This is a genomic window from Novipirellula methanifontis, assembly GCF_052161655.1.
In the GTDB taxonomy this organism is placed as follows: Bacteria; Planctomycetota; Planctomycetia; order Pirellulales; family Pirellulaceae; genus Novipirellula.
This window is the reverse complement of the sequence record NZ_CP197418.1, coordinates 921,238-940,780: the sequence shown is the minus strand read 5'-3', so window position 1 is coordinate 940,780 and position 19,543 is coordinate 921,238. Positions and strand designations below refer to the sequence as shown.

Annotated in this window: 14 protein-coding genes; 7 read left to right on the top strand and 7 right to left on the bottom strand. The window is 55.1% G+C overall.

Translation table 11 applies throughout. From position 1 onward, the window contains the following. Nucleotides 1-144: 144 nt before the first annotated feature. The 3 genes from leuD to SH528x_RS03325 all read right to left on the bottom strand — a co-directional run bounded on the left by leuD (nucleotide 145) and on the right by SH528x_RS03325 (nucleotide 4,641). Nucleotides 145-738: a 3-isopropylmalate dehydratase small subunit gene (leuD, locus tag SH528x_RS03335; protein ID WP_442509117.1), complete on the bottom strand. Its 594-nt coding sequence runs from the start codon at nucleotides 736-738 to the stop codon at nucleotides 145-147. An 80-nt stretch (nucleotides 739-818) separates the two neighbouring features. Next, nucleotides 819-2,261, bottom strand: coding sequence for a 3-isopropylmalate dehydratase large subunit (gene leuC / locus SH528x_RS03330; protein WP_442509116.1), 1,443 nt, complete (start codon nucleotides 2,259-2,261; stop codon nucleotides 819-821). Nucleotides 2,262-2,394: 133 nt separating this feature from the next. Beyond that, a complete protein-coding gene (locus tag SH528x_RS03325; protein ID WP_442509115.1) occupies nucleotides 2,395-4,641 on the bottom strand; it encodes a S8 family peptidase in 2,247 nt (748 codons plus the stop codon). A gap of 210 nt (nucleotides 4,642-4,851) precedes the next feature. Between SH528x_RS03325 and SH528x_RS03320 the strand changes: the two genes are divergently transcribed. From SH528x_RS03320 to SH528x_RS03290, 7 genes are all read left to right on the top strand, one after another. After that, entirely contained in the window at nucleotides 4,852-5,583 is a 732-nt protein-coding gene (locus SH528x_RS03320; RefSeq protein WP_442509114.1) for a hypothetical protein, read from the top strand. A 467-nt stretch (nucleotides 5,584-6,050) separates the two neighbouring features. Then, nucleotides 6,051-7,907, top strand: coding sequence for a glutamine--fructose-6-phosphate transaminase (isomerizing) (gene glmS, locus SH528x_RS03315; RefSeq protein WP_442509113.1), 1,857 nt, complete (start codon nucleotides 6,051-6,053; stop codon nucleotides 7,905-7,907). A 65-nt stretch (nucleotides 7,908-7,972) separates the two neighbouring features. Further along, entirely contained in the window at nucleotides 7,973-8,170 is a 198-nt protein-coding gene (locus SH528x_RS03310) for a hypothetical protein (RefSeq protein WP_442509112.1), read from the top strand. Between the two features lie 305 nt (nucleotides 8,171-8,475). Then, nucleotides 8,476-9,486, top strand: a complete 1,011-nt coding sequence (locus SH528x_RS03305) for an NAD-dependent epimerase (protein WP_442509111.1) — start codon at nucleotides 8,476-8,478, stop codon at nucleotides 9,484-9,486. 316 nt (nucleotides 9,487-9,802) lie between these two features. Then, nucleotides 9,803-11,641 (top strand): ExeA family protein, encoded by a 1,839-nt coding sequence (locus SH528x_RS03300; protein WP_442509110.1) that lies wholly within the window; start codon nucleotides 9,803-9,805, stop codon nucleotides 11,639-11,641. Nucleotides 11,642-11,884: 243 nt separating this feature from the next. Further along, nucleotides 11,885-12,307: a hypothetical protein gene (locus tag SH528x_RS03295; protein ID WP_442509109.1), complete on the top strand. Its 423-nt coding sequence runs from the start codon at nucleotides 11,885-11,887 to the stop codon at nucleotides 12,305-12,307. A 129-nt stretch (nucleotides 12,308-12,436) separates the two neighbouring features. After that, nucleotides 12,437-13,189: a polyprenol monophosphomannose synthase gene (locus SH528x_RS03290; protein ID WP_442509108.1), complete on the top strand. Its 753-nt coding sequence runs from the start codon at nucleotides 12,437-12,439 to the stop codon at nucleotides 13,187-13,189. Here SH528x_RS03290 and SH528x_RS03285 read toward each other — a convergent pair. The 4 genes from SH528x_RS03285 to SH528x_RS03270 form a co-directional block, all read right to left on the bottom strand. After that, nucleotides 13,175-14,662, bottom strand: a complete 1,488-nt coding sequence (locus tag SH528x_RS03285) for a hypothetical protein (protein ID WP_442509107.1) — start codon at nucleotides 14,660-14,662, stop codon at nucleotides 13,175-13,177. The genes SH528x_RS03290 and SH528x_RS03285 overlap by 15 nt on opposite strands. Before the next feature lie 102 nt (nucleotides 14,663-14,764). Further along, a complete protein-coding gene (locus tag SH528x_RS03280) occupies nucleotides 14,765-16,120 on the bottom strand; it encodes a PQQ-binding-like beta-propeller repeat protein (RefSeq protein ID WP_442509106.1) in 1,356 nt (451 codons plus the stop codon). 275 nt (nucleotides 16,121-16,395) lie between these two features. Then, the gene (locus SH528x_RS03275) at nucleotides 16,396-17,748 is read right to left on the bottom strand and encodes a hypothetical protein (protein WP_442509105.1); all 1,353 of its coding nucleotides are present in this window, start codon (nucleotides 17,746-17,748) and stop codon (nucleotides 16,396-16,398) included. A gap of 342 nt (nucleotides 17,749-18,090) precedes the next feature. Next, nucleotides 18,091-19,356: an NAD(P)/FAD-dependent oxidoreductase gene (locus tag SH528x_RS03270; RefSeq protein WP_442509104.1), complete on the bottom strand. Its 1,266-nt coding sequence runs from the start codon at nucleotides 19,354-19,356 to the stop codon at nucleotides 18,091-18,093. Nucleotides 19,357-19,543: the final 187 nt, after the last annotated feature.

Sequence of the window (19,543 nt, the reverse complement as noted above, 5' to 3'; positions counted from 1 at the left end):
AGCTGGGACGAGTCCGTTGGGCTTTTTTCGTGGCTATTGGGCGACGAAAACTTACGTTCGGTCTGTCCGTGTGAGCCGACGCTAAAACGGATGCAACTAAAGCAGGAAAACGAAGCTCTTAACGATTTTTCGCTACCGCCCGCTCTACCAGGTGCGAGCGGCTTCGTAAGTCGAGATCTTGTCTTCGTGCTGAAGCGTCAACGCAATATCGTCCAACCCGTTCAGCATGTTGTGGCGACGGGTCGCGTCGACTTCAAAGCTTCGCTGAAACCCAAGCTTGTCGGACACGACTTGTTTTTCCAAGTCGACCGTCAGCTCGTAGTCGGGATTCTCGGCTGCACGCTTGAACAGTTCGTCGATGTCGGCTTCCGGCAACGCAATCGGCAACATGCCGTTTTTAAAGCAGTTGTTGAAAAAGATGTCGGCAAACGAAGGAGCGAGCACTGCACGAAAACCGTAATCGTCTAATGCCCAGACGGCATGTTCACGACTGCTGCCGCTGCCGAAGTTTTGGCGTGCCAGCAGGACCGAAGCCCCCTGGGCTTCCGGCTTGTTAAGTTCAAACTCAGGGTTCGGCGTGGTGCCATCATCGAGGAAACGCCAATCGAAGAACAAGAACTGGCCAAACCCCGTTCGCTCGATCCGTTTCAGGAACTGCTTGGGAATGATTTGATCGGTGTCGACGTTGGCGCGGTCCAGCGTAACGGCTTTTCCGGTGTGTGTGGTAAAGTTTTGCATGAGTGAGGTCGGGAATCAAAAGCGGGGGTGAAGTTTTTCTTGTTCTTGAAGTGACGGTGCGATCAGTAGCAGGAGAAAGTCTAAACCGACTTGAAGTCCCACTCGCGGATGTCTGTAAAACGTCCGGCGATCGCGGCGGCGGCGGCCATCGCGGGGCTGACCAAATGCGTTCGGCCTCCTTTGCCCTGCCGACCTTCAAAGTTGCGATTGCTCGTGCTCGCACATCGTTCACCTGGCTCTAGTTTGTCGGGGTTCATTGCCAAGCACATGCTGCAACCCGCTTCACGCCAATCGAATCCCGCTTCCTTGAAAATCTTGTCGAGACCTTCCTTTTCGGCCTGCAATTTGACTTGGCCGCTGCCGGGTACCACCATTGCGTCAACGTTGCTGGAAACGTGATGGCCTTTGACCACTTCAGCTGCCGCTCGCAAATCTTCGATACGGGCGTTGGTGCACGATCCAATGAAGACTCGATCAAGCGAGACATCTTGGATCTTGGTTTTGGCGGTCAATCCCATGTACTCGAGTGCTTGAGCCGTCGATTTCTGCTCCGTTGCATCGGAGAAGTCGGCCGGATCGGGAACCGATGCACTGACGCTGAGCACTTGGCCGGGGTTGGTCCCCCAAGTGACCTGCGGTTCGATGTCTTTGCCTTGGTAGACGTTCGAGCGGTCGTAGGTCGCACCGGCGTCGGTGGGCAACAATTTCCAGCGAGCGACGGCAGCATCGAAGTCGGTGGGGACTTCGGGTAGACCTCGCAAGTAATCGAAGGTGACTTGGTCCGGAGCGATCATGCCGGCGCGAGCTCCCGCTTCGATCGACATGTTGCACACGGTCATCCGTTCTTCCATCGTCAGATTGCGAACGCAATCGCCGGTGAACTCCAGCACATAGCCGGTGCCGCCTGCGGTGCCGATCTGGCCGATCAAATACAGGATCATGTCCTTGGCGGTCACGCCTCGCGAGAGCGCACCGTCCACGCGGAGTTCAAACGTCTTGGGTTTGAATTGCAACAAAGTTTGCGTCGCCATCACGTGTTCGACTTCGCTGGTACCGATTCCGAACGCCAAAGCGCCGAACGCACCGTGAGTCGCGGTGTGGCTGTCGCCGCACACGATCGTCATGCCGGGTTGGGTGTAGCCGTTTTCGGGGCCGATGACGTGCACAATTCCTTGGCGAACATCGTCGATGTCAAATAGCGTGACGCCGAATTCTTTGCAGTTTTCTCGCAGCGTTTCGATCTGTTTGCGGCTGATCGGGTCGGCGATCGGCAAACTACGGTCGCTGGTAGGGACGTTATGGTCGGGCGTCGCGATTGTTCGCTCGGGGCGTCGAATCGGGCGATTCGCCAAACGCAGCCCCTCGAAGGCTTGCGGGCTCGTGACCTCGTGAACCAGGTGCAAATCGACGTACAGGATCGCAGGACCCGATTCATTTTGATAGACGACGTGCTCGTCCCAGATTTTGTCGAGCATAGTCCGAGGGGTGGACGATTTTCCCGTAGACGATTGAGATTGAGACATTTTGGGCGTGAGAAAGCAGATGGAAGGGGAGCAGAATTACTACGTTTACTGTCAACTGTAAACGCGAAACTGTCAACGCCCAGCGAATTTTCGCCCTATCCCAGCTCCCTGATACTCACTCAACCCAACCTTCCTATTCCCCCGAAAAGGTGTCCGACACCTTTTTTGAGCCGAGCCACTCGAATACGGCTTGCGAGGCGAGACGTTCGCGGCGAAGTCGTTCGGCAGCGTCGTCGCTGGCGATCATCGAGGCAAAGTTCAGCGATTGAGGGGCAATCGCGATCGGTTCGTATTGCTCGAATGCCTGCATCCGCTCGAATCCGCGTGCGATCCGAGTCGCTCCGTCGCTGCCCGTCCATTGCAACCGATCACTCGTCTGATCCCATTGGCTGTTAACGTCATCGGCATAAATGTTCACGGTGTCGTGCCCCGCGCCGCTGGCATAAGCCTCGACCGAGTCAAAACCCCGTGCACTAACTTGGTAACCAGGCCCGCTGATGATCGATCGGCTCGACGAGACACTCATCGTGTCGTCGCCATCGGAGTCGTACAACGTTGCGGTGTTGTTGCCCCCTGCGGTGGCGTAGGCATAAACGCGCTCGAAACCGTAGGCGGCTTGGAACGACGTTTCGCCGCGAAGGCTAGTGAATTGAGGCCGGACGGCGAGCGTATCGTCGCCAACCGAGTCGTTCAAAAACGCCTGGTCTTCGCCACCACCCGTGGCGTGGACATAGATTCGCGAAACCTGGTTGACCTCGAATTGAAAGCCGACTCCTGATAGCACCGTTTTGCCAGGCCCCGATCGAAGCGTGTCGTCGCCGCTGGAATCATACAGCGTCGCGCGGTCCGATCCGCCGCCACCATCGAACACGACCGACTCGACGCCACGAAATTCGATTTCAAAGGTGTTCGTCGACAATCGGCTCGCTTCGCTACTGGTGGACGGATGCATCACCAATCGCTCGGCTTCGGCCGAACCAATGATGTGCAATGAATCCGCCCCCGCGCCGACATCAATCACAATCGGCGTTGTCAACGAGTCAGTCGCATCAAAGCGATAGACGTTCCCGCCACTGCGAAGTTCGATTCCATTGGTCAGGTCAAGCACGAACGATTCGTTGTCACTCGTCCCAGTGAAGTGAGTAATGTTGAGCTCGGTTTGCTCTCCTTGCTCCGCTGTATCGTCCGGTTCGACAGAGTCCGTCGGATCGGTTGCGGCGGCATTGATCGCAGCTTGCAAATCGATGACGTTGTACGACGCCCCGGTTTCTGAGTCGATTCGTGTTATTGTCGAGTCTCGCAATCTCGCCATAATGGCATCCGGAGTCGGCTCGACGCCTTCGTCGATCATCGATTGACGCACCAGCATGGATGCCGCTGCGATTTGTGGCGTCGCCATGCTGGTTCCGTTCAGCGACGCAAAATCGTTGACATTACCGTCCCAGCCATAAACGTGATCGGGAACCGAGCTACGGACCGATTCGCCGCTGGTCGCTAGTAAACCATCATCCCGCTGTGAGAACGAACTGAGTTCGCCAAGATCGTTGACCGAGCCCACGGCGACCACCGCGTCACTCGACGCCGGGTACATCAAACTTGTATCGGTGACCGAGTTACCGAAGAAGTTTCCAGCGGCGGCAAACACCAGAATGCCGTCTTCGCGAAGCAGTTGTAAGTCGTCTTCGAGGATCGACATCGCGTCGGCAAGGTTATCCGCGTTTAGAGCCGCTCCGACGGACAAGTTGACGGTCGTGATGGGCGACTCAAAAGCGTTTCGATTTTCGTGTACCCATTTGAGCGAGTCTTCGATCCAGTTCAGTTGGCCCATTCCGGCATCGTCAAAGACACGCAGCGCGACGATATCCGCGCCGGGGGCAACCCCTGAAAACGAGTCCGATTGACCGGCCAGCAGTCCAGCGACATGCGTTCCGTGGAAACCGGCTGGTCCGTCGTCGTAAGGGTTGGCATCGTTTTCGGCAAAATCCCAGCCACCGACGACGCGGTATCCGGGACCAAAGCCACCACCAAGGGCGACGTGGTCCCAAGCGACACCGCTATCAATCACGGCGACGGTTTGACCGCTGCCGTTGAGTGGGCTAGTGCCTGGGGCTGCGATGTTGCGAATTTCCGCTGCCTGTTCGATCAAGTTAGGTGACGCAAGATCGGTATCCGTCACTTTCGAAGCATTATCGAGCTCCGGTTGTGACGATAAGTCAGAGTTTATGCCCGACGTCGCGTCCAGGGGGTCGTCAGACAATCCGATGCTGAGTGCTTCGAGCAACAGATCGCTGGGCAGACTTGCCGACAATGCCAGCCGTTCTTCACACAGTTCGATGACGTCCGCTTCACCGATATCTTGATTGTGATCCGAGATTTTCATGGAGTTTGACGGCGAAGGAGGCGGGTGAGGCAAAAGGATTTGCGGATAGCTGCTAGTACAGAAACCCTAGGACGCAAACTCACCCACCATCGGTGCAACCGGACTTCTTGTGTCACAGATCGACTTGTGGGGTCAATTTCGCCGACACAATAAGAGAAGTCGTTACATCTGCAACCGCGAACGCTCGATCCTTCACGAGGCTATCGTCCGATGCCACTGCGTAAACTATGGAATTCAATCTGTGGTCGAACCCACGGAGCCACCGAAAACACCGTCGCCGCGGAGTCCGCTGCACCTACGCAGCGTGAAACACCGGATCGCAGTCCCGCAGCGAGCACGCCGAAACGCAGCGAGACAAAACGCAGTGATCGCGTGAAGCCTGTAGCCGCCCAACCGGTCGTGGCCCAACCCGCGGCAGCCAAGCCCGCGGCAGTCCAAGCCCCAGCCGCGAAACCCGCCCGAGGGATCCTTGGTTTCGGCAGCCGCAGCGTTGAACCCGCGCTCTGCAAACTGCTCAAGCCACTGAAAATCAGCTCGTTATTGGAAGTTGGTGTCGATGATGGCGCTCGCGCCTTGGCGATCGTAGCAACCGTCCAGGCGTCCAATCCCGAGACGAAATTGCGATATTGCGCTATCGATGCTTTCGAGATGGGCGAAGGGCCTGTGACGCTGATGCAGTTCCATCAACGAGTACGCGCTGAAGGGGTCAGCCCTCAAATTTTCCCCGATTCGATCGAAAACGGCTTGATTCGCGTCTGCCACACGATCGGACGAGTGGATGTCGTGGTGATCGGGGTAACGACCGACCGATGGCAAAACCCAAACACGATCTCAATGCTGCGACGCGTCTGCCATCCTGAAACCATCGTGTTTTACAGTGAAAACGGCAAATGGGAGCGGTTTGCGGATACCACCGCCCCAGCGATTCGCAAGGCCGCGTAGCGAAAAAGAAGCCTATCCCACGTCCCCAATCCGAAACTCTTGGCGAGTTTCGCTACGGTAATGCGTGCGTGCCTCGACCAGCTGAAACCCAATTCAGACAACTTGCTGGACACCAGCATGGGGGCATTTGATTTCACCATGATGGGGTGTTAAGTTGCCTTGTGGCTGCCTAAAGGTTGCCAGCGGCACCTTTTGCCCCACCGATACATTTTGACTTTCCATTTCGGACCACCCGAACTATTTTTAGACTGCGTTTCGGTTCGGCAATTCGATTCAATTTATCCTTGCGACGCCGCTGCGAACTTAGGGTCGACTTGGAAAAGATTTTTGAACTAAGTTCAGCAAACTGAACAGGGTTTGCGTGTCATTGTCAGCGAATTCGGAATGCATGCGAGTCCATTTATCCCATCCTCAAATACTCGGATTCCCGAGTGGTGTGGGATTGCCCTTCGCCTATAGGCAAACGTATGTGTGGAATTGTCGGTTACGTTGGAAGCGATAACGCAGGTAGCTTTCTGGTAGACGGTCTGCGTCGGCTTGAATATCGCGGATACGACAGTGCAGGCGTCGCAATCTTTGGTGGGGACAAGTTCAGCGTCACCCGTTCCGTCGGACGAATCGATGCGCTAGCTTCACAATTGGGTACCGTGCCGCCCGCCGGCACGCTCGGTTTGGGGCATACCCGTTGGGCCACTCATGGACCTGCGACGATTGAAAACGCTCACCCCCATCTCGGCGGCGATGGCGAAGTGGTCTTGGTTCACAACGGTGTGATCGAGAACTTCCAAGTTCTCAAAGACGAGCTGATCGCAAAGGGCTACCATTTCGCTTCCGCAACCGATAGCGAAGTGATCGCACATCTCGTCGCCGAAGGGCTAAAGAACACGCCCGAAACCGAAGGCCAGCCTAACATCCGCTATCTGACTGCGGTTCAGTGGGCGATCTCGCGTCTTCGCGGCACCTACGGTTTAGCAATCGCGTTTCGCGATCACCCGAACTTCATGATTGCCGCTCGTTTTGGCAGCCCGCTCGTGATTGGTGTTGGCAAAGGCGAGTACTTTGTTGCTAGCGACGCGTCACCATTGGTTGGGCGTACGGACCGGATTGTTTATCTGGCCGATCACCAAATCGCCGTGCTAACCCCTGAGGGATTTTCGGTACTACACCGCGATCAAGGCAAAGTACGCGTCGATATTCGTCCGTTGGAGACCGATTCAGGCGAAGCCAGTCTGGAAGGTTTCGACCACTACATGCTCAAGGAAATCTACGAGCAACCCGAAGCGCTTCGCAACGCGATGCGAGGCCGCCTGGACGAAGAAAACGCGACCGCCGTTTTTGGTGGTTTGAATCTGACGCCGCAGCAATTGCGAACGGTCGAACGCATCATTTTGACCGGTTGTGGAACCAGTTGGCACTCGGCGCTGGTGGGCGAATATCTAATCGAAGACCTCGCCCGTATTCCAGTGAACGTCGAATACGCTAGCGAATTGCGGTATCGAAATCCGCCCATCGAAAACAATACGTTGGTATTCGGAATTACTCAAAGTGGCGAGACTGCCGATACGTTGGCGGCGCTGCGAGAAACGAAACGAAAAGGCCACCGCGCATTAGCGGTATGTAACGTCGTCGGCAGCTCGATCGCTCAGGCAGCCGATGGAGGCGTCTACTTGCACGCCGGCCCCGAGATCGGAGTCGCCAGCACCAAGGCGTTCACGTCGCAGTGCTGTGTGCTCGCGATGCTTGCATTGTATTTTGGTCGTTTACGCCATCTCAGTTTCGAAAGTGGCAAGGCGATCATCGAAGATCTGCGTCAATTGCCCAACGCCGTCCAGCAAGCATTGACTTGTAATGAACAAGTGCTTGATGTGGCCAAGAAGTATCAAAACGCATCCACGGTTTTGTACTTGGGGCGTCAATACAATTTCCCAACCGCGCTCGAAGGGGCGCTCAAGCTAAAAGAAATTAGCTACATTCACGCCGAAGGATATCCTGCGGCTGAAATGAAGCATGGTCCGATCGCGTTAGTCGATGACGAAACGCCAAGCGTTTTCATCATTCCGCGTGGTACGACGTACGACAAAGTGATGTCGAACATGGAAGAGGTCAAAGCTCGCGGCGGTCCTGTGATCGCGTTAGCGAGTGAAGATGACCCGCAAGTCCGAGCAGTTGCCGATGACGTGATTGAGGTACCGCAAGTATCCGAATTTCTTCAGCCAATCGTGAATGTAGTTCCGTTACAATTACTGTCGTATCACATCGCGTTATTGCGAGGATGTGACGTTGATAAACCGCGAAACTTGGCAAAAAGTGTGACGGTAGAGTAACCCCCTGAATTTCCTCCTAGTTAAAACACTCTTCTAATCTCTCTCTATTTCAAATGAACGCAACCATGAAAAAGAATCGACTCAGTGACAATTCACGCAAAGCACTCATGATCAACATTGGCGAATCCGCCGGCAAAGAAGTCGCCGATCTGATCGCTCAAATGGCTGCGGAGATTGAAGAGCTCCGTCAAACCAAAGTCAGCGTGACACGCATCGTGCCTGGCGTTCGCGATCATTTCGCAATGACCGAAGAACCTGTCTAAACAAACAAAAAGAAATGTGGGATAGGCTTCCAGCCTGTCATTTTGAAGCACGATCGACGATTTGCCGCTCGACTGATTTCGTTAGCCGACGCTAGCGTGCCATTGATTTAGTTGAAGATTAAAACGCAGAGGTGAGCCGTGGGCCGTAAGGCACCGGGTGGTGCCCATGCCCGGTCGCTGACGCGTCACGGCTCACTAAACCAACAAGGCGTTAGCTACGTCTCCGCGAGATCATCTGCCACTCTAGGCTCCATTTCGCCTCTCCCCCTCCCGCCCACCTTTTGATCAGTAAACCCGATCCATTCATGAGCACTTACCTTGTTACCGGTACAGCCGGATTCATTGGCTACCATCTCGCCCTGCGACTTTTAAAGCAGGGGGTCGACGTCGTCGGTATCGACATCGTCAATGACTACTACGACGTTCAACTGAAACGTGACCGGCTTGCTCAGTTGCTTGATTTCGACAACTTCACTTCCATCGAATCGGATCTCGCGAACACCGAGGCGGTTATGGACGTGTTTCGCAAACATGACTTCAGTCGTGTCGTGCACTTGGCCGCCCAAGCCGGTGTCCGTTACTCGATCGAGAACCCTCATGCCTACGTGACAAGCAATGTCGTCGCGTTCATGAACGTGCTCGAAGCTTGCCGTCATGCCAAGACGCCGCATTTGACTTACGCCAGCAGTAGCAGCGTGTATGGCGGTTGCACTCAGATGCCATTTTCGGTGCATGACCGAGTCGACCATCCGCTTAGTCTGTATGCGGCGACGAAGAAGGGAAACGAGTTAACCGCGCACACCTACAGCCATCTCTATAATCTGCCGACGACCGGGCTACGTTTCTTTACGGTTTATGGACCTTGGGGACGCCCCGATATGGCGTTGTTCTTGTTCACCAAGGCGATCTTGGAAGGCAAACCGATCAACGTGTTCAATCACGGCAAGATGCAGCGTGACTTTACCTACATCGACGACATCGTCGAAGGCGTGCATCGTGTGTCTGAACAGATCGCACAGCCCAATCCGAAGTGGGACAGCGACAACCCCGATCCGGCGACCAGCCAAGCACCTTACCGCGTCTTCAATATCGGCAACAATCAACCAGTCGAACTCGCCCATTTCATCGAAGTGATCGAGGACGCGATTGGTATCAAAGCGGTCAAGAACATGATGCCGATGCAACCTGGGGATGTACCGGCCACCTATGCCGATGTCGATGCATTGGAAGACGCTGTGGGATTCCGGCCCAAAACGTCGATCGAAACCGGTGTCAAAGCGTTCGTCGATTGGTACCGCAGCTACTACAAAGTCTAATGTGGGATAGGCTTCCGGCCTGTCATTGTGGGATAGGCTTCCAGCCTGTCATCCGTCGTGTTGGCTTAGAAACTGCGAGTTTTTACTAGGCCGCAAACACGATAGCGCAAGCCAGTCGCCAACTTTCTCGAACTTCTCTTCTGAATGGGCTTAGGATTTGTAACGGTTATGCCGATCCTAAGGATTAGATGCATTGTCCTGCACTTCGACTTTAGGGTTGAAACAGGCAGTGCGTCACAAAGAAGCTGTTAAAGCCGCTGTATTAGCAAAACGCAAACGCTTCAACGCCCCCCTCGAAACAAGAAGCTCTCGACTCATGCAACGCCCCGATCAACAATACGTGACTCCACCGTTTCCAGCATTCCCAAGTGTTTCACGGTACGTTCCGCTTGGTTCGATCGCCGATGCGATGACCCGCGTGTGCCGAAGCGTCGATGCCCGCGAAGGCGTCTCGCTAGTCGTCGGACCTCCGGGCACAGGCAAGTCGTTGCTTTGTTCGCTGCTGGTCGATCGCTATCGTGAAACTCACGACGTCGTGATCCTTGGCGAAACGCCGATCGATACTCGGTCAGCCTATTTGCGTCACTTGCTGCATCATCTTGGTGCCGATTACCGTGATATTGCCGACGCCGACCTACAACTTGCCCTGGTCGACCGTGTTTGCGATAACGATCCACCCAACGAAGGACTGCTGATCATCGTGGACGAGTCCCAGGCGCTGAGCGCCGAGGTGCTCGAGGCGATCCGCATGTCGACCAACATCCATAGTGGTGGTCAACCTCGCGTGTTCGCTGTCGTCGTGGGCGGAGTCCGGCTCGATGACACGCTTGCCGCACCATCGATGGAACCGTTTTCGCAACGTATCGCCGCCCGTTGTTACTTGCACCCCATGAACGGCGACGAGACACGTCACTACATCACTGAAACCATTCAGTGCTGCGGTGCCGATCCCGCTTCGACAATTACCGACGAAGCGATTGCGGCCGTTCATCACGCATGCTGTGGCGTGCCGCGTCTGGTCAACCAAATCATGACCGAAGCGATCGACATCGCCGAAGCCGCTGACGAATCCTTGATCACCGACCACACCATCGATCGCGCCTGGGCTCAGTTGCAACAATTGCCAAGCCCAATGATCGAATCGCCTGATTTACAGAAAAACGGGTCACCCGTTGAGTTTGGTGAGCTCGACGAACTCGATTCAAACCCATTGGCTAACATCGCTTCACGAGGCGATGTCGACACCCTCGATGACGAGGAAGCGTTGACTGCGGATGAGTGTGATTCGGATTGCGAAGAGGCCTGCGAAAACTCGGCAGAGCTATCCTCGGACTCGGATTCGTCGGACGATCGCCACGACTTAGTCGCTTCGATGGTGCGAGAAAACATGCTTAGTGCCGACATGTTTTCCGAAGGCGAAGGCGAGAACAAGGCCAAGGGCGAAACTCAATACCATTCGCTCGTCTCGTTCCCTGCTTCGAAAGTAAACAAGCTTGCCGAACGCCGCGTCACGGTCAAAGACCCCAGCGCGATCTTTGGCGAGTTTGATGACGAAGAAGATGTCTGTCTCAAAGGCAGTTCGAAAACCGCCGCTCCAATTCTGGACCAGCCTCCAGCAACCCAGCCCGTCGCATCGCAACCGGCCGTGACTGAATGCAAACAGGACAATGCGATTGAGCTTGACATCGCCGGATCCCATTCTTGTGATTCCTATTGCTCGGACAATCAGTGCGATGATTTCGAATCGATGCTACATCAAGAGATCATTGGAATCGCCGACATGGCATCCAACGCGAATTTCTTTGCACTGCATGAAGCATCCGACCAGCAGTGGGCAGAATCACAAAACGAGGAAGTGGCGGATCTGGAACTGATCGCGGACGAAGTCGAAGAATCGCCTGCAACGCTGCGGTTGAATCGAGACGACAACGCAGGCGATGCCGATTCATGTGAACCCGAAACCTATATCCGCAAGGATCTTTCGGAAGGTTCGCTGCGATTAACCGTTCGTGACGACAGCGATTTGTTGGTCATCGAAGAAGACGTCGATCTATCTCGCTCGCCAAAATCAACCTACTTGGATCGTAACGAAAGCGAAGTTTCGGTCGACTTCCACAGCATGCTGCAGCGAATGCGAACCGGCAGCGACGCGTAATCCGTCCGGCGAAAGTCATTGGCGATCAGCTCGTTCGCCATTTTGGTTCCGTGAGCCGCGACGCGTGAGCGGCCGGGTTTTACGCACTACCCGGTGCCTTATTACGATTGAATTTTGCATTTTGATTCAATCGATAAGTCACTAGTCCCGGTTGAATTTGAGAACCTTGGCTAGCGTCAAACGGCTAGTCGGCCAAAAAGGCAACACTGCCTACCTGATTCGTTGCGTTTAACTTGGCCCGTAATGATGTCGCTCTCTCAAATTGCTCAGTGGATGATCCGGATTCGTCAGCAAGACCAGCGGACGCCGGCTTTGATTCTGCCTGAGCGTTTTGGCTTGCGGGCAGCGTTTTACGAATCGCTTGGCAATGCGTTTGTCGACGCAGGAATCCGCCAAGTGCGATTCGACGTTTTGCGTCCGATTGGCGGGCTGTGGCAAACGACGGCGAACCGTGTGTTTGCGATCCGGGCCCAGCGAATCAATCGAGTGCTCGCTCGAGGCAACACGGATGGACATCACATCCATTTGGCGTGGACTGCCGCGATCGCTCGCCCAGTGACGAGCGGCCCGCAGCAGGAAACTGCTTTTGTGGTGGGGATCGCCGACACCTCGGGTACGTTGCCCTCCTGGATCGCTCCGATCGGAATTTCGGAATCGGCGGCGTAGCAGGGTCGCAAATTGAACCAGTGGCGCTACAATCTGTGTTGAAAATTCCGTGGGTGACTGGTCCCGAAGTTCTGATTCGAGGGATGTTTGTTTGCCTAATTTGTCCCTTTCTGCCCCGTTCGATCGCCGTTGTCCGAAGCCGCTAACCCTTCATCGAGTCCTACCCAGGATCGTCGCTGCCGCGTGCTGGTTGGTGTGTGTACGTACAACGAAGCATCGAATATTGCCACGATGATCGAGCGGTTGCGAGCGTCGCTACCGGAGGCGGACCTGTTAATCGTCGACGACAACTCGCCTGACGGCACCGCGACGATCGCGATGGATTTGGCTGGCGTGGATCCTCAGGTACGGGTCACGGTTCGCGAGCACGAACGAGGGCTTGGCAGTGCGATACGTTGTGCGATGTCGGAAGCCATCGAGCATTCGTATGACTATTTTTTGAATCTCGATGGCGATCTCAGTCATGATCCCGCCCAATTACCGACTTTGCTTGAGCGTGCGATTGCAAATCCGGAGATCGATGTCGTCGTGGGATCTCGCTATGTCGCGGGCGGTAATATCGTTGGTTGGCCGCTACGTCGGCGGATCATGAGCCGCATGGTCAATTCGTTCGCCACACTTTGTTTGCGTTTGCCGGTGAAAGATTGCAGTGGCTCGATGCGGTGCTATCGCGTCGATTCGCTCAGCCAATTGAATCTCGGCGATTGGAATTGCCGCGGCTACGCGTTGCTCGAAGAACTGCTCGTGCTACTCGATCGCCGCGGTGCCGTGATGGCCGAAGTGCCGATCACATTCACCGAACGACAACGAGGCCAAAGCAAGTTGACGTTCCGTGAAGCGGCACGTTCGGCGTTCCAGATCTTTCGCTTAGCGTTCAAGTGATCCTGTCTCGCCTTGGATGATCGCTTCAAACGCCGCGATAGTGTTGGCGTCACCTAGCCGAGTCAAATTCTCTCTGAGGATCACATCTTCAGCGGTGCGAATAAACCGTTCGTACTTCACCAACTTCTCGCGGTCGCTCAAGCTGTTTTGGTTCGCGTCGGCGAGCTCGCGGTACTTGGCATAATCGGGATGGGCTTCGATCGCATGGATAAAGTCATCGCTGCGATTCGTCATCAACTCAATCCCGATCGGGTTGAGTGGGTTGGCGAGTGCCGGCCATTTACCACGCAGGTCGTTGGCGATTTTACGTCGCAGCGACGCACTGTTGTCGGTGGTGGTGGGACGTGATCGACCGCGTCCGCGAGGCCGACGCTCGTCCTTCTTGCGTTCCGCCGCCTCCAAGCGATCCTCGCCCTCGAGCTCTAGTTGCGCCGACAAACCCTCGAGCACCGCACGGTCCGCCGGGGTGGCAAACTTCAGCAGCTCGCTGTACTCGACATCACGCGGCAGCAAATCAGGATGTTGATCGTCTTGAAAACCACTCTCTTCGCCCAGGAATTCCCCTGAGGTCTTGATCGGCAAATCGATCGTATCGCTTTTCAAGATGGTGTAAGCGTGTGCCTCTTCGAACGAAACCACGCCATCGTTGTTGTAGTCGGGCATCTCAATCGGTTGATTCAGTCGCGTTCGTCCCGCGATCGCTTCCCAGAAATAAGTGCTGTATTCGACGTACGAAGCTTCGTCGATATCGGGAGTACATCCGGCGGCGGGGCGATCATGAACGGTCGCAAAGAAACCACTTCGCTTTTGCGACGAGCGGCCTTTGTCGGGATCCCCTTCGTTGTACACTAGTCGTGCAAAACCACCTGCATGACATTGCACCATGATCGTCACCACACTGACGCCTTCGGGCAACTGGTCCAACATTTTGGACAACTCGCTGACCGTGATCTTGGTGTGGTTCCACAGCGAGATCGAGGTATTGTAGGGCTGAGCGCGGGTTTGGCTTTCGCTGCCGTGGGCGGTGACGTACAGCACCAATCGGTCTCCTTTCTCCATCATCGAACCGACATCGTCAAACCACTTTTGGATGTTTTTCGGCGAAGTGGAACCACGGACGTTGTCAATTTCATGGTTGCGATACGACAGTCCGAGGTCGCGTTGGCTACCGAAAAACTCGGCCATCAGCTGATTTGCCTTAGGGATCGAAGTTCGATCGATCACTTGCAGGTCGTCGTCAGGATGGTCGCCATCGGAAAAGTAGATATCGTTCTCGTTTTCATCGAGACCACGATCCTTCAGCAAACGCTGAAAGAACAGCACGTTACGTTCGAGCGACGCTTGGTTCCCCGACGGCGAGTAGCCGCCGCCAAGCGTCAAAAAGACGTCCGCTGCCGTTGCCGACGGCGACATTGCAAACGAGGAAGCAGCGAGAATCAGAGCAGCCAAGGCGGCACGACGCATACATCTCATCAATGGATTCCGAATGGGGAAATTGTCGTAGTGGATCTTGCTAAAGATCCTTCATGCGGGATCTTTAGCAAGATCCACTACGGAGGAGTGTGAGTTCCCGTGTTAAGGCTTGGCCAAATCAATCGCGACCAATTCTTTGTCATTACGCACGTAAGCCGTTTTGTTGGCGTAGGCCGGATGGCTCCATACGACCTTGCGTCCGAAGGCGGTTTGCGTGGGCTCGATCACTTTCACTTGCCCTCGCGAATGATAGCCATCGGCGTCCATATCAGCGACCGAAAAATGGCCGTCTTCGCCAAACAAGAAGTAGTGTCCAGTGGGCGTATGCCGAGTGACGAAGGCGGTTCCGGCATTAAGACGTCGACCGTGACCGGGGCGAACCGGTTCATAAGTTTGCCAAATTCGCTCACCATCTTCGACCTTTGCGGCAACCAACGCGCCTAGCGTTTCATCCGTTCCAAACATCAACCCGTCGTGAATCAGTGGCGTCATCGTGGAAACGCTCAAAGACGTTTTGGGGGCACCTGCCCATAGTTCGCTGACTGCAGGTTTGTTCGCGTCGAGTTTCAACATCAGCGACTTGTCTTTGATTCCGCTGGCAAACAAGTACTCACCACTGCGTTGGGGTTGGCTGATCGACATGCCGTAATCAGGAACAAGCGGTACGGTCCAATAAGTCTCGCCCGTTTTCGGATTCAGTGACGCCACTGCTTGCGGATGCCATGCGATCAATTGAGTCGTGCCGCCCGCCTGGATGATCGACGGTGGACAATAGCCTGCATCAGTGCTGGTCAGTGCTTTCCATTTCTCCTCGCCCGTGTTGCGGTCAAACGCGACGACTGCCTGTCCCTCGCCACCCACCATCGTCACGACCATGTCATCCGTCACCAGCGGATGTGCTGCGAATCCCCAAGTCGGTGTTTCAGCGTTGAATTTTTTAGGCAAGTTGACATGCCACTTTACCGTTCCGCTCTCCGCATCCAGGACCGCCAAGTCACCTTGCGCCCCCAGCATGGCAACGATCCCGTCGACGACCGTCGGTGTCGCTCGTGGACCCGCGGGGTAACTGATTCGGTAGCTACATGGATATTCATATTTCCAAATCTGTTTACCGCTGGTGGCGTCGAGACAGAGCAGTCGTTCCGTTCCTTCGAGTTCCGGTTTCGCACCTGGTTCCTCGACCAGCTTTCCTTTGGTGCGTTTGTAATCCATCACATAGATGCGGTCGCCAACCACGGCCGGGCCCGCGTAGCCACCTTCGACTGGCACACGCCATTTGATCGGCAGTCCATCGGTGGGAATCGAATCGACCACTCCCGTTTCGTTGTAATTGCCATCACGCGTCGGGCCCATCCATTGCGGCCAATCGTCTGCCGTTGCAAAGTTTCCAGCTAGCAAGCAGGTCGCAGCAAGCATCAACAGGGATCGAATCGTTATCGCGGCAGTGTCCAGAATCATCGCATCGGGTCCAGTGGTTGCGGAGCAGAAGGGAGGCGTGAATGCCAGTCGCGAGATGAAGCGACTCGGTGGATTGTCAGCGACATTCTAAGCGAAATGAGCTACCAAGGGCTGAGGACAAAACCACAGAATCGAGAATCTTCGTCAACCTTGTGCTTCGTCTGGTATGAAAATTGGGGTGTCAATGTAGTGGAGCTTGCTAAAGCTCCCTTTTTCTTGGGTGTTGGAGGATCTTTAGCAAGATCCACTACACCAAAATCAAAGACTGCATTGCGCTAATGGGCGTATCGAGGATCGGTCTTACGGATGATTTCATTGATCCCCGTTTGATTGAATCCTTTGTAGCCATCGTCACGCTGCAAAATTTCCAAGTGCGAACCGATGCTGCCCGATTTGCGGAACCGCTCGGCTTGCTCGGCCGTGATGACGCCTTCATCGACCGCTTGCTCGATCCGCTCGTCTGCGACCGGCCAAACCTCGCCTTGCGTAAACGCCTGTTTCAAGAAATCGAAGTCGGTGAACGGAGCCATCGTTTGGATGCCTCGCTCTGCCAATTGAGTGCGTGCGGCATCAAAATCGAATTGGCATTCCAGATGGTGCATACCTGCTTGCAAGACGGCTTCGCCGTGCAGTTTGCACCACAGCCCGACGGTGCCAAGTTGATCGCGGTGCGGCAGCGGTTCATGAGCAAAATCGCCCGAGACCTCTTCAGCGGTCAAATCGACGTCGGCAAAAATGATCACCCCAGTTGCGGGTTGCTCTAACACCTGAGCTCCCCAACCCGCCTCGGCACCTCCATAAAACCGTTCACGACACTCAAACCCGAGTTGTTCCAGTAACGCGATCAAGCGAGTGAAGTGCTGGCGACTGCTGCGGTAGGTGTGATGGTCATGATTGGCCCAGCCGAGTCCAAGTTCGTCTTGGCGTGATTTTTGAACACGGGCTGCCTTGTTGCGGCTTTCCCAGTAGCGGCGTTCGGCAGCAAAGAATAAGTCGCAAGTGCGATCCTGACCGAGATCCTCCTTGGCCGCATCGATCAACGCCCGTGCATGGGAAAAGCCATCTTCGTCCGAAGCAAAGTCACGCTTCCGTAACAAGAACGCCTCTTGGTGCTGCAGGATTGCGGGCACGTTGGGCACGGCCGATTCACTCGGCTTGAAACCGACATCCCCATGTCGCTCGACCACCCAAAACTCTGTCGACTCGGTTTCCGAAACGCACGCGAGTCGAAGTGGCGAAAAGGGCAATCCTTGAATCGGAGTCGCAATGCGATGAGCGACTAGGAAATCGGCCACCGATTCGACTTGGATGGCCAGTCGTCGCTTGGGGAAACGGCCTAGCACAACATCAGGAAATAAACCGTCTGGGTGCCGCCAAATCGGATCCCCAGGTTCACGACACAAATGAAAACCGGTTTGTGAAAGCAGCGATTCAGTTTCCACCGAAAACGGAAATGAAAAGTGATCAAGCCAATCGCTCAACCGCGTCCCCGTTTCCTGCAACATTCGTGTTCGCAAATCAGCGACAAAGCGATTGTCACGAATAAACTCTTCGGTCCATTGATCGATCAGCATGGCAGCCTGTGGCTGACATTTCCAATCAAATTCCGACAATTGCGATTCGGGCATGGTCATCGGGCTCCGCACTACAGCGAGGAAGGAACACCACGACCCAATTCGTGATCATCCTTCCTTCATTGTAGCAGCGCCGAAAATTGGGATAGGCATCCTGCCTGTCATCAGTATCCCAAACATGCTGCCTGTCATCTTCCCGTAAAGGCTGTGAATCTATTTAACGATGGCACCTGAAAGTCGCCTTTTGCTCCGCAAAAGTTGCGTTTACTGAGCGTACTTTCGCAGAGCGAAAGGCGACTTTTTTCGATGACAGGCTGGAAGCCTATCCCACATTGCTTGTAGCGAAAGGCATATTTGCCATGTCAGGCTGGAATGAAAAAGGTCACGTATTGACCACTAACGCAAGATCGCCTGGGCGACACGCAGGCCGCTGTTCATCGCGCCTTGGATACTTGGCGTTTCACGGTGATCGCCACACACAAAGACCCCTTCGCGGTCCGTCACAACGGGCTGCACCACGGGATCGAGCATTAGCTTGGGCAGTCCAAATGGCACGTGATAGATTTGCAGCCGTTTCCAGACGTCGACCTGCTCGCCAAACCACTGAGTCAATTGAGTGCGGAGCGAGTTGTCCAGAACATCCGGATCGACGTTTTGGCTCAGTTCGGTGCTGACCGAAATCAAGTGTTGGCCGCTCGGTGCGTAGCGCGGCGCGACGTTGGAAATGACCACGGCGGATTGGATCGGTCCCGACTCGTCACCTCGTAGCAGCAGACGTCGTCGACGAATCGGTGCTTCGGACGCCCCGTAATAAACTGTGGTGGTTCCCGACCACTTGGTTTCTAGGGATTCATCCCCGAGCAGACTCGCCGCCGCACTGCTCTCGGTGGCAATCACGATCTGTTTGGCCCGCAGGGTGCGACCGTCGGTCAATTCGACGGTCGGTTCGGCAGATCCAGGCTGCAGTCCCGCGACAGATGTTTTCAATTGCAACGTGCCACGGGGCAATCGGTCGGTAAGTTGTCGTGGGATCTCGGCCATCCCACCCGCGGGAACCGAGACGCGACCTTGGCTGAACATGCGAAAGACAAACTCAAGCATCCTGCTGGGCATTTCGAGAGATTCGTCGAGGAACACCCCGCCGAGAAAGGGGCGAAAGAATTGGTCGATGATGCGGTCTGAAAAACCATCCGCCTTCAGTCGCTCGATCGTGGTCGTTTGTGCTCGAGCGTAGACGTCCTCCAGCGACCCAGCTTGGCTGGCGCTGCGCAGTTTCGCGATCTGATATTTGTCCGACAGCGATCCGACTGGATTCTTTACTGTGGCGGGGATTTCCAGAGGACGCCGCCACGGATCACCCAACAGCGAAAATCCACCATTCTGTCGAATCATTGCTCCAGGGGAAAAATGACACAACTCGAGCTGTTTGTAATCGAGCAGTTCGCGACAGGCGGGATACGCCGTCAATAACACTTGGAAACCATGGTCCAGAGTGAAGCCATCGATATGGTCGGTGCGGACTCGGCCTCCGGCGCGATCACTCGCTTCGAGTACCGTGATCGAGCGTCCCGCCTCGGCAAGCTTGACGGCGCAGGAGAGTCCGGCCAGCCCCGCACCGACAATGATGACATCAAACGAGTCGCCAGTCGTTGCGTTAGACATTGAGTTGCTCTTGGAAATCGGTGATTCGACTGAATGCTGCATCTTGACAGAAAACACGTTAGTTCGGCTGTCCCATTTTTTCGTTTTCAGCGTCTATGTGAGCCGACGGCGCTAGCCGCGGGCCTCATTTTGCTAACGTAAACCGGATGACAGGCTGGAAGCCTATCCCACATTTTTGAACTTTTTA